The 11,076-nt window shown below is 59.8% G+C and carries 8 protein-coding genes; 5 read left to right on the top strand and 3 right to left on the bottom strand.

All coding sequences use genetic code 11. The annotated features are described in order from the left end of the window. From B3520_RS15090 to B3520_RS15080, 3 genes are all read left to right on the top strand, one after another. A partial coding sequence (locus tag B3520_RS15090; RefSeq protein ID WP_286876382.1) for a glycoside hydrolase 43 family protein occupies window positions 1-1,519 on the top strand: 1,519 nt, incomplete at its 5' end. Between the two features lie 147 nt (window positions 1,520-1,666). After that, a complete protein-coding gene (locus tag B3520_RS15085; RefSeq protein ID WP_286804472.1) occupies window positions 1,667-4,204 on the top strand; it encodes a glycoside hydrolase family 95 protein in 2,538 nt (845 codons plus the stop codon). 95 nt (window positions 4,205-4,299) lie between these two features. Then, window positions 4,300-6,021 (top strand): sensor domain-containing diguanylate cyclase, encoded by a 1,722-nt coding sequence (locus tag B3520_RS15080; protein ID WP_286804473.1) that lies wholly within the window; start codon window positions 4,300-4,302, stop codon window positions 6,019-6,021. Between the two features lie 28 nt (window positions 6,022-6,049). Here B3520_RS15080 and B3520_RS15075 read toward each other — a convergent pair whose 3' ends face one another. From B3520_RS15075 to B3520_RS15065, 3 genes are all read right to left on the bottom strand, one after another. After that, complete coding sequence (locus B3520_RS15075) at window positions 6,050-7,504, bottom strand: exonuclease domain-containing protein (protein WP_286804474.1); 1,455 nt, start codon at window positions 7,502-7,504, stop codon at window positions 6,050-6,052. A gap of 128 nt (window positions 7,505-7,632) precedes the next feature. Then, entirely contained in the window at window positions 7,633-8,235 is a 603-nt protein-coding gene (locus B3520_RS15070) for an energy transducer TonB (protein WP_123639153.1), read from the bottom strand. Between the two features lie 159 nt (window positions 8,236-8,394). Next, window positions 8,395-9,135: an AraC family transcriptional regulator gene (locus tag B3520_RS15065; protein ID WP_170162940.1), complete on the bottom strand. Its 741-nt coding sequence runs from the start codon at window positions 9,133-9,135 to the stop codon at window positions 8,395-8,397. Between the two features lie 102 nt (window positions 9,136-9,237). Between B3520_RS15065 and B3520_RS15060 the strand changes: the two genes are divergently transcribed. Both B3520_RS15060 and B3520_RS15055 read left to right on the top strand, forming a co-directional pair. Beyond that, window positions 9,238-10,089, top strand: a complete 852-nt coding sequence (locus B3520_RS15060; protein ID WP_286804475.1) for a sugar phosphate isomerase/epimerase family protein — start codon at window positions 9,238-9,240, stop codon at window positions 10,087-10,089. A gap of 155 nt (window positions 10,090-10,244) precedes the next feature. Further along, window positions 10,245-11,076, top strand: an 832-nt coding sequence (locus tag B3520_RS15055; RefSeq protein WP_286876381.1) for a Gfo/Idh/MocA family protein, incomplete at its 3' end; no start/stop codon positions are given.

Genomic DNA, 11,076 nt, shown 5'->3' with positions numbered 1-11,076 from the left:
GGGGGCGCACGATGCAAGTGCCTCATCGCCGTCGCCGGATCAGCGAGCAAGCAACCCGCTCATCTGGGCCGATGTGCCGGACCCTTCCGTCATTCGTGTGGGCGACACCTATTACATGAGCAGCACCACCATGCACATGAATCCCGGCCTGCCCATCATGAAATCCCACAATCTGGTGGATTGGGAGCTGCTGGGTTATGCCTATGACACCCTGTCGGACGGCAACGAATCCACCTTGAGCCAGGGCGAGCAATCCTACGGCCAGGGCTCCTGGGCCAGTAGTCTTCGCTATCATCAGGGGCGCTTTTACGTCAGCACTTTCGCCAACCACACCGGCAAGACCTATATTTTTTCCACCGACGATATTGAAAACGGTAACTGGGAGCGGGCTACTATTGATGAGCTCTTCCACGACGCTTCACTGGTGTTTGATCAGGGCCGGGTGTTCCTGATCTATGGCAACGATGACATCCATCTGGTCGAACTCAATGCCGAGGCCACCGCGGTCAAACCCGATGGTTTGAGCACCACACTCATTGAAAAAGCCTCAGCCATCGCGGGCGATGAATTCTGGGTGCCCTCCGAAGGGGCGCAGCTGACCCGCAAAGACGGCATGTACTACCTCAACCTGATCAGTTGGCCCGCCGGCGGTATGCGCACCCAGTTGGTGTATCGGGCCGAGCAGCTCACCGGGCCCTATGAAGGGCGCATCGTGCTGGAAGACCGGGGCATTGCCCAGGGCGGACTGATCGATACCCCGGACGGCGACTGGTATGCGTTTCTGTTCCGCGACTTTGGTGCGGTGGGGCGCATTCCCTATCTGGTCCCCGTGCAGTGGCGGGACGGCTGGCCGGTGTACGGCATTGACGGCAAAGTGCCCGAACGGTTGCCCATCGTCGCCACGGGTGATGGGCTGAATAATCTGGTGGCCTCGGATGACTTTGATTATGCCTCCGATGCCGATCTGAAGCTCGCCTGGCAGTGGAATCACAACCCGAATGACAGGGGCTGGTCGGTCACCGGGCCACCCGGCTATCTGACCCTCACCAACCAGCGCGTGGATTCCGGGCTGCTCGATACCCGGAATACACTCACCCAGCGGACCTTCGGCCCCAAATCCCGGGCCACGGTTGCTCTGGATGTCTCCGAACTGCGCTCCGGTGACCGGGCTGGTCTGGCCGCACTGCAGGCCAACTACGGGTTTGTCGGTGTGGAGCAGACTGACAGCGGTCGCGCGCTGGTGATGGTGAGCGGCAACGCCGAGCAGGAACAGGTGCAGGCGCGCATTCCGCTCACTCAGTCCACCGTGTACCTCCAGATCCGGGCCGACTTCGAGGACCAACGCGATCAGGCCAGCTTCTGGTACAGCCTGGATCAGGAGCAGTGGACCCGAATTGGCGAGCCCCTGACGATGGAATACACCTTGCCCCATTTCATGGGCTACCGCTTCGCCCTGTTCAGCTACGCCACCGAGCAGACTGGCGGTCGGGCCGCCTTTGATTATTACCGGGTGGAGTGAATCGTTCGCGTCGCCCGGGTTAAGTCGCCGGGCGGCCAAGGCCGCCTGATAGATTATAAGTAAAACTGTATTCCTATATGAAAAATTGTGTGATTTGCGGTAGTCTTCCCTTACCCCCAATAACAAACCACCTCTGAGTCAGTTGCCATGTTCAATCGTCTGTTGTCCGTCCTGCATCGTCCGACCTTACTTCAAGGGTTGGGGATTGTCTCACTGTCACTGCTGACGGCCTGTCAGCCCACCGATACCACCTCCCCGGATACGGTGGCGGTGGACGCCCAGCCGCTGACTTTCTGGTACGACCGGCCCGCCGAGGCCTGGACCGAAGCGCTGCCGCTGGGTAACGGTCGCCTCGGTGCCATGGTGTTTGGCGGGGTGGATCAGGCCGTGTTGCAACTGAATGAGGACACCGTCTGGGCCGGCGGCCCGCAGAATAACGTCAAGCCCTCGCTCAAGCCCCATCTGGAAAAAGTCGCGGAACTGGTGCTCGCCAACCGCCACGAGGAGGCTCAGGCCTACGCGGACGAGCACATCAAGTCCCACCACGACGGCATGCCCTACCAGACCGTGGGAAACCTGGTAATCGACCCGCAACACCCGGCCCAAGCCGACGACTACCGACGCGAGCTGGATATCGGTCAGTCTCTGGCCCAGGTGCGCTACCAGGTTGATGGCGTGACCTACCAGCGGGAAACCTTCGCCGCTCTGTCCGCCCCCGTCATCGTGACCCGCTGGACCGCCAGCGAGACCGGAAAACTGGATCTGGATCTGGGCTTCAACAGCCCCATGGACCACAGTGTTTCCGTGGACAATCAGCGCCTGCGAGTGGAAGGCAAGGGTGGTGATCACGAAGGCGTGGAGGGAAAAATCCGCTTCACCGCACTGGTCAATCCCATTCTGGAGGGCGGCACACTGGACAGTACCGGCCAGGGCTTGCGAATTCGCGGCGCCGACCGGGTGACCGTCTACACCGCCATGGCCAGCAATTTTGTCCGCTATGACGATGTGTCCGCGGACCCGACGGCCCGGGCCGAGCAACACCTGGCCGACGGCCTGCGCCGCTCCTACGAGGAGCTCCGCTCGGCCCACATCGCCGCCTATCGGGATCAGTTCGATCGCGTCTCCCTGGACCTCGGGCCCGCGCCGGCGGAGGATCAGCCCACGGACCAGCGCCTGGCGAACTTCCGTGAGCAGAATGATCCTCATCTGGCGGCGCTCTACTTCCAGTTCGGCCGTTACCTGCTGATCAGCAGTTCCCAGCCCGGCACCCAGCCGGCCAACCTGCAGGGCATCTGGAATGATCAACTGACGCCGCCCTGGGACAGCAAGTACACCCTCAATATCAATGCCGAAATGAACTACTGGCCGGCGGAGTCCACCAACCTGTCCGAGCTGCACGAACCGCTGTTCGGCATGCTCAAGGACCTTGCGGTGACGGGTCGGGAAAGCGCGCGGGAACTGTACGACGCCGACGGCTGGATGGTGCACCACAACACCGATATCTGGCGCCTGACCGGTCAGGTGGATGGAGCCTATATGTGGGGGCAGTGGTTGGGCGGCGCCGCCTGGCTCAGCCAGCATATTGGCTACCGTTACCACCATACCGGCAATCGGGATTTCCTCGCCGAGCATTACCCGATTCTGCGCGATGCGGCGCGCTTCTACGCCAGCGTACTGACGGAAGATCCGGATACCGGCTGGCTGGTTCTGGTGCCCAGTAATTCCCCGGAGAACGATTATCTGCACCGGGATGACGGGGTGCAGGCCGCCATCGACGCCGGCGTCACCATGGACAACCAGTTGGTCTTCGACCTCTTCTCTCTGGTTGTGGAAGCGGCCGAGGTGCTGGGGCAGGATGCGGAGTTGGCAGCGGAGCTGAGACAGTTGCGCGACCGGTTGCCTCCCATGCAGATCGGCCAGCATGGGCAGCTGCAGGAATGGTTGCAGGACTGGGACAGCCCCGAAGACAAGCATCGCCATGTCTCCCACCTGTACGGCCTGCATCCGAGCAATCAGATCTCGCCCTACCGCACCCCGGAGCTGTTCAGTGCCGTGCGCACCAGCATGGAAATGCGCGGGGATGAGTCCACCGGTTGGTCCATGGGCTGGAAAGTGGGTATCTGGGCGCGCCTGCAGGATGGCAACCGCGCCTACAAACTGCTCACCGATCAGATCAAGCTGGTCACCGAGGACAGCGCCCAGTTTGAGGCCGGCGGCACCTACGCCAATATGTTTGCGGCCCACCCGCCGTACCAGATCGACGGCAACTTCGGCGTGACCGCGGGTATCGCGGAGATGCTGGTACAGAGTCACGACGGCGCCATTCACCTGTTACCGGCGCTGCCGGATGCCTGGCCGGAGGGTAACGTCAAAGGGCTGGTAACCCGAGGTGGCTTTATCATCGATATGAGCTGGCGTGAGGGCAACGTCAGCGAACTGAGTGTCCGCTCGACCCTGGGTGGCCCCCTGCGTTTGCGGGTGCACTCGGACCTGACGCCGGCCGGTGACTTCGCGCTGGAGCCGGTCCGAGAGGGCGCACCGAGCGACAATCCGCTGCTGCAGGTCCCGGTGATCAAAACGCCCATCATTCACCAACCCGAGGCGGTGCAGCCGGTGGACGTTGCGCCCAGCCAACTGCTGGAAACACAGACCCAGCGGGGTCAGGCCTACCGTTTCAAGGGCTGAGTATTGCTGAGCATAAGCCATGGGATGGCGTATGAATTCTGGCCAAATAGGGGGTATCCGGTCTATATTACCTTTTGGTAATGCAAGGATTCGACATGTTCAGCTTAAAAAGCAAGATTATGGGCCTGGCGACGGCGTTGATGGTATTCGCCGCGCTGGGTTCCTGGTTGGGGTACCGGGCACTGTCCAACGACATTGTGGAGCGTTGGGGTCAGCAGGTCGCCGAGATCCAGGTTCGCTATGACAGTGCTCGGTTGCTCAGCTCCCTGGAGCGGGAAATTGGCCTGGCTAAACAGATGGCCAGCTCCCAGGCCATTATCCAATGGGCGCAGAACCCCGAGGACCCGTCACTCCAAGAGCAGGCGCTCGAGGAGCTGGAAACCTACCGGACCAATCTGAGTGACCACAATTATTTTCTGGCGCTGCTGGAGAATCGTCACTACTACTACAACAATGCCAATAATGAGTTCGCGGGGAACCAGTTTCGCTACGTCCTGGACCCGGACAGCGCGGACGATGCCTGGTTCTTTCAGTTGATTGAGGAGGGGCGGGACTTCCATCTCAACGTCAACCCGGATGTGGCGCTGGGGGTGACCAAGCTGTGGATCGATGTACTGGTTCGCGACGATCAGGGCAATATTCTGGGCATGGTGGGAACCGGGCTTAACCTCGATGCTTTCCTGCAGGACATCGTCGACATTGGCCAAGACGGAATTACCACCCTGTTTGTCGACTACAACGGCGCCATTCAGCTTTACCGGGACCGCAATTACATCGATTTTGCCAGCATCATCAAACCGGAAGGACAGAAAAACACGGTCGATCGCCTGTTCGATTCCCCCCAGGACAAGCAGCGTATTCTCGGCATGTTGGAGATGCTCAAGAAGCGCCCGGACACCGCCGGCGCGGTGGAAAGTGGTTTTGTTCGCATCAACGGCGCCGAACACCTTGCCGGCGTCGCCTTTTTACCGACGATCGGGTGGTTTGAAATTACCCTGTTGGATTTGAACACCCTCGTACCGGGCCATTACCTGTGGCCGCTGATCGCGGTATTCCTGGTCACCCTGGTGGTGGCACTGGGGCTGTTTCACTACATCATTCAGTCCCGGGTTTTACGCCCAATTGCCAGCCTGGAAAACGCCGTTGAACAAGTGCGGGAAGGGCGTTTTGAGTTACCTTACCTGCCCAAACCGGACAATGAAGTCGGTCGCCTGGCCGACCACTTCGAAAAGATGACCGATCGGGTAAGACGCTATACCGGCGAGCTTGAAGCGACCGTTGCCCAGCGCACCGAGCAATTGCATCGCCAGGCTCGCGTTGACGCATTGACAGGGTTGAAGAACCGGCGAGGGTTGGATGAAGCGCTGCTGGAAGTGATCAGCCGAGCCGAGCGCGAGGGCAATCGATATGGTCTGATCTGGCTGGACATTGATCACTTTAAAATCATCAACGATGAGCGTGGTCATCAGCTAGGGGATGACGTGTTGCGTCGCGTCGCTACCTGGTTGAAGGCGTCGGTCCGTCCGTACGACGTCGTCGGCCGCTGGGGCGGCGACGAGTTCCTGGTGTTGCTCTCGCCCTGCGACCCACCGACGCTGGAAGAGCTGGCCGAGCGCATTCGCCGTACCACGGAGGTAGAAAGTAAAGCCACCGGGGTTGCGATAACGCTGAGTCTTGGAGCCTATTACGGGCATCCGAGCGAATCGATCGATCACTTGCTGAAACAGGCGGATCAAGCACTGTACAAAGCCAAGCAAGAGGGTCGTAACCGTGTGGTGGTGAGCCTGGGTGGATTTGAGACCTCGGATACTCACTGACATCCTGCGGTAGTTTCGGACCAGTGTTTCACAGTCTCATCAGCTGAACTTCACGAGGTGGCTTGAAGACAACCTTGAGCAGATAGCGGTAGATGTCTTTATCCAGCAAACCGATGTCGGTGGGCGTCCCCACGAGCGTCTCCCAATCCGGCTCGCCATGTCCCGTCAGCGTTGCCAGAACACACCAGTTATCCAGCAGGAAAAGCGTGTAGGGTGACACTTCATCGTCCGGATTCTGGTATTCAATCAGCGCCGCGGGTCCAGGGTAGGGCCAGGCTTTCAGCGCGAGGCTGCCGAGCGCGTCCATCAGGCTCACATTGTGCTGCGCCGCTGACCAGTCCCCGGTGCACAGCCCCTTGCAGTGTTTCAGTTGACGTCCCATGCAGGAGCCATTCAGCGGCGCGGGTGTGATGATGACGTGATCGCATAAGCCGAATTGTTTGCCGGTATCAATCAGCGCGTTGCGCGCTTTCTTTTTCGACGGAAACAGGCCGTACATACGCCGATCACGGGCGGCCGACGGTGCCTCGATGATCTCCGGTCGCAGTACGCCTTCAGCGTCCTCACGCAACTGCAGTGTGTACAGCGTGCTGACTCTGCGCAGCCGACGATTGAACAGCGGCTGCCGGGTCTTGATCTCCTTGGCTTCGAGCAACAGCGCGCTCAATTCCCCTGTGGTGGGCTGCACCTGAATATCCCGAACCTGCTGACACATCGCCATGCCGCGGGCCGAGGTGCGATCGGCGGTGAAGTGGGACATCACCCGCTTGCGTACATCCACGCTTTTGCCGACATACAGCAGGCTGTTGTTCTCGCCATAAAAGTAATACACCCCGGGTCCATTGGGTAACCGGTCCAGGCAGGTAGGGTCCAGCCCAGGTGGCATGCTGGGCCGTCGCGTCTGCACCTGAACGGCCTGCATAAACGATTCGGGTGATCGGTCGGTCGCGGCTCGGCACAGAAATGTATAGGTCGCCCGGGCATCCGCCAGGGCGCGGTGACGGGCATCGGTTTCAATCCCGAAGCGCTGGATGATTGTCTCGAGACTGTGACGACGATGTTCCGGATACAGTGCCCGGGACAGTTTAACGGTACAGAGCAGCTCCAGCGAGAGCGGAAAGCCCAGCGAAGCAAAGGCATTGTGCAGGAAGCCGTAATCAAAGCGGACGTTGTGCGCCACAAACACCTTTCCTTCCAGGCGCTGAAATATGGCCTTCGCCACCTGCTCAAAGCGCGGCGCGTCGGCCACCATCGCATCGGTGATCCCGGTAAAGCGTTGAATGGTCGACGGGATGGCAATGCCCGGGTTGATGAGGGTGCTCCACTCACGCACACCGTCTTTGTCCACCTCGACGATACCGATCTCGGTAATGCGGTCGCGGGTCACACTGCCGCCGGTGGTTTCAATGTCCACGATCGCCAAGGGGCGATCCAGGCCGGGAAAGCGAGTGGCAAGTTGAGTGTTCGATACCGGGTCTGACAAGCGGCCTCCAATCGGTGAGCGAGTGGCTCACTTGACTACGTCAAGGAGGTGCAATTAGACCATAAACCGTTGCGGCTATCGTTGCGAGCGGCACCTATGTGATGCCGCTCGCAACGTAGAACGGGCGCTCAATCGAGCTCAAACACAAACCGGTTACGCACACCGTGTACGTCCACCGCCACACCGTCCTGTACTCGTGGCTGATACTTGAACTGCTCCGCCGCAGCAATGGCCGCCCGATCAAATACCGATGTGGTCTGGCCCTCGGTGGTGACCGCTTCCACAATCACCACATCGGCCGTTCTTCCCGTGGCGGTGACCGTATATTCCACGGTCACGAACCCCTCGATACCGCGAGTTGCCGCCAGACGTGGATACTGTGGTGCTACCTTGACGATGGCCATCAGATCACCACCGGTGGACACCGTCAGGGCTTCAGTGCGAGACAGCGAGGGTAACGCCACGCTGACCTCGGTGACCGAGGTTACCTGCGTCTCCACGACCGGCTCGGCGATCGGCTCCGGCGCCAGTGCGGGAGGCTCTGGTCGGGTGGGTGCTTCGATGATGGTTTCAATGGGCTCCGGCTTGGCCATGACCACCGGTTCGATTTTTGGTGGGTCGGTCACTACCGGCAGTTCAAAGTCGGTGTTGATCAGAGAGTACATCAGTAACAGCAGGCCGAAGGTGGTCACCAGGGCCATGGGTGGGGCATAGACATGGGAAGCGCGCATAGGCTTGATCTCCTTGATCCATGAGAAAGTAGAATCATTCCCACTTTCACTGTAAGCCTAGTTCGCGGTTATTACGCCAGCAAAGACGAATTGGAAATATTCCCGAGGTTTGAACCACTGATTCGCTATAAAAAATCCGGTATCTATCCGGTGCGCGTATTACAGTGCGGCGGATCCATTGTGGTGCTTGCGATAAGCCAGCGGCGTCGCGCCCAGCATCCGTTTGAAGTGGCGAATGAAGCTGCTGTGATCGTAAAACCCGCAGTCCAGCGCCACATCGGAAATGGGGGCCTTGCTCGTGCGCAGGTGCTCGCAGGCGATCAGGATCCGCAGTCGGATAATATACTCCCGCGGGCTCGCCCCAAAGGTCTCCATAAAGCGGCGCTCCAGCTGGCGCTGGGAGAAGCCGAACTGTTCGGCAATCTCGGGGATGTTCAAGCGCTGGGCGTAGTGAGAGCGGATGTGTTCCACCACTTTAAAAACCGGCAGCTCGGGGTGATCGTGCATGCGCTCGTAGCTTTGCACGATACCGCACAGCCCGACCACACCGCCTTCACGGTCAAACAGCGGCACCTTGTGGGTGACGCACCACTCCGGTAGGCCCTCACGGGTCGGGAAAAGCTCAATCAGATCGTGCAGCGGCTCGGCGGTCGCAAAAACGGTCGCATCATCCCGCCGAAATTTTTCCACCATATACAGCGGAAACAGAGTGTCATCCCGGCGACCGTACAGCTCGTCGGCGGAAGCGCAGCCGCAGCGTTCGGCAAAGGCTTGGTTGCCCGTCATGATGTGCCCTTCGCGGTCTTTGACGAAGTAGAGCACGCTGGGCATAAACTCGAAAATCCGCCCTGCGGAGTATCGGGGGTCGAGCTGAGCAAGCCAGGGGTCAAGTTCTTTCATGTCGAAATAATACAATTTTTTTACGACAAGGTACAAGCCGCGGCTGTTCAATAGCGCTAGCATGAGTCCCAGTAATAAATCTAATGAATGGGGAGTACCGCTATGCAATTTGGCGCCAGCACCTGGCTTTGGACATCGCCCTTTACCAGTGATCAGGTGGAGCTTCTGGAGAAGATCGCCGGTCTGGGCTTCGACTTTGTCGAGTTTCCGGTTGAAGACCCCGAGCACTATGCGGTGGATGAACTTCGGCCCGTGCTGCGTGATCTGGGCCTCGATGCGGTGGTCTGTACGGCGGTGGTGGGCGAGCGCGACCTGAGCGCCGAAGACCCGGCCATTCGGCGAAAAGCCCTCGATTACTTCGGTTCCTGCCTGAAACTGGCCGAGGGCCTGGAATCGGAGGTACTGGTCGGCCCCCTGTACGCCCCGGTTGCCAAGCCAAGATTGTCGACCGAGGCGCTGCGTCAGGCGGAGTGGGAGCGGTCCGTCGCCAGCCTCACAGAATTGTCCCGCACCGCCGGTGAACACGGCGTCCGGCTGGGCCTTGAGCCGCTCAACCGGTTCGAGACCGATATGGTCTGCACTGTGGCCGACGCCCAGCGCATGCTGGCCGATGTGCACAGCCCGCATCTGGGCATCGCCCTGGACAGCTTTCATATGAATATCGAAGAAACCGATTTCCGCGACGCGGTCCGTCAGTGCGGTGACCAGTTGGTGCATGTGCAGGTGTCCGACAGTCACCGGGGTGTTCCCGGCGAGGGCAACAGCGACTGGGCCGGGCTGCGCGAGGGGCTGCGCAGCGTGGGCTATGACGGCAAGCTGTCGATCGAGAGCTTTTCACCGGACGCGTCCAGTCTCGCCGAGGCGGTATGCATCTGGCGCCGCTTTGCTCCCAGCCAGGACGAATTCGCCCGCCGGGGGATCGCCTTCCTGCGCGACTGGTGGGCACACATCTGATTCTGATGACCTGACGCTACGTTAAAGAGAACGAGCAATCCGCGCCGCGTAGGTCAGGTAAGCGAAGCGCACCTGAAGGTTCAGGTTGAAACCACTCGGCGCATGACGAATTTGCAACGACATTCTGAGTAACAGCATTAGACAGGAGAGTGATTATGAGCAAGCTGAAAGTAGGACTGGTCGGACTGGGCTTTGGTGCCGAGTTCATCCCCATTTATCAGGCGCACCCGAATGCCGAAGTCGTGGCCCTGTGCCAGCGCAATGAAGCGAGCCTCAACGAGCTGGCGGACAAGTTCGATGTGCCCGCCGGCGGACGCTACACCACCTATGAAGACATGCTGGCCGACCCCAATGTGGACGCGGTGCACATCAACACCCCGATTGGCGATCACGCCAAGCACAGCATCATGGCCCTGGAAGCGGGCAAGCACGTGGCCTGTACGGTTCCGATGGCCACCAGCGTAGAGGATTGTGAGCGCATCGTGAAAGCCACCAAAGCCAGTGGCAAGGTTTACATGATGATGGAAACCGTGGTTTACAGCCGCGAGTATCTGTTTGTGAAGGAAATGTACGACCGGGGCGACTTGGGTCGCATTCAGTTCCTGCAGGCAAGTCACCAGCAGGATATGGACGGTTGGCCCAGCTATTGGGAAGGTATGCCGCCCATGCACTACGCCACCCATTGCGTCGGTCCGGTGCTTGGTTTGCAGCGCAAGCTGGCCAGCCAGGTACAGTGCATCGGATCCGGTAAAATCCGTGACGAGTTTGCCGGCATTTACGGCTCGCCCTTCGCCATCGAATCCTGCCACATCCAGATGCAGGACTCGGACGTGGGCGCCCGCATCTATCGCTCGCTGTACGACACCGCCCGCCAGTATCGCGAGAGCTTCGATGTGTACGGTTCAGAGAAATCCTATGAGTGGCCACTGATTGAAGGCGAAGACCCGGTCATGCACACCCGGGGCAAGCCCGAGCCGGAAGTGCCCG

The organism is Marinimicrobium sp. UBA4509 (assembly GCF_002388575.1).
GTDB classification, from domain to species: domain Bacteria; phylum Pseudomonadota; class Gammaproteobacteria; order Pseudomonadales; family Cellvibrionaceae; genus Marinimicrobium; species Marinimicrobium koreense.
This window is presented reverse-complemented; position numbering and strand designations above follow the sequence as displayed.

Bases quoted from the DNA above. Each gene is read 5' to 3' on its own strand.
- B3520_RS15085 (WP_286804472.1), top strand. From the start codon at position 1,667: ATGTTCAATCGTCTGTTGTCCGTCCTGCATCGTCCGACCTTACTTCAA.
- B3520_RS15080 (WP_286804473.1), top strand. From the start codon at position 4,300: ATGTTCAGCTTAAAAAGCAAGATTATGGGCCTGGCGACGGCGTTGATG.
- B3520_RS15070 (WP_123639153.1), bottom strand. From the start codon at position 8,235: ATGCGCGCTTCCCATGTCTATGCCCCACCCATGGCCCTGGTGACCACC.
- B3520_RS15065 (WP_170162940.1), bottom strand. From the start codon at position 9,135: ATGAAAGAACTTGACCCCTGGCTTGCTCAGCTCGACCCCCGATACTCC.
- B3520_RS15060 (WP_286804475.1), top strand. From the start codon at position 9,238: ATGCAATTTGGCGCCAGCACCTGGCTTTGGACATCGCCCTTTACCAGT.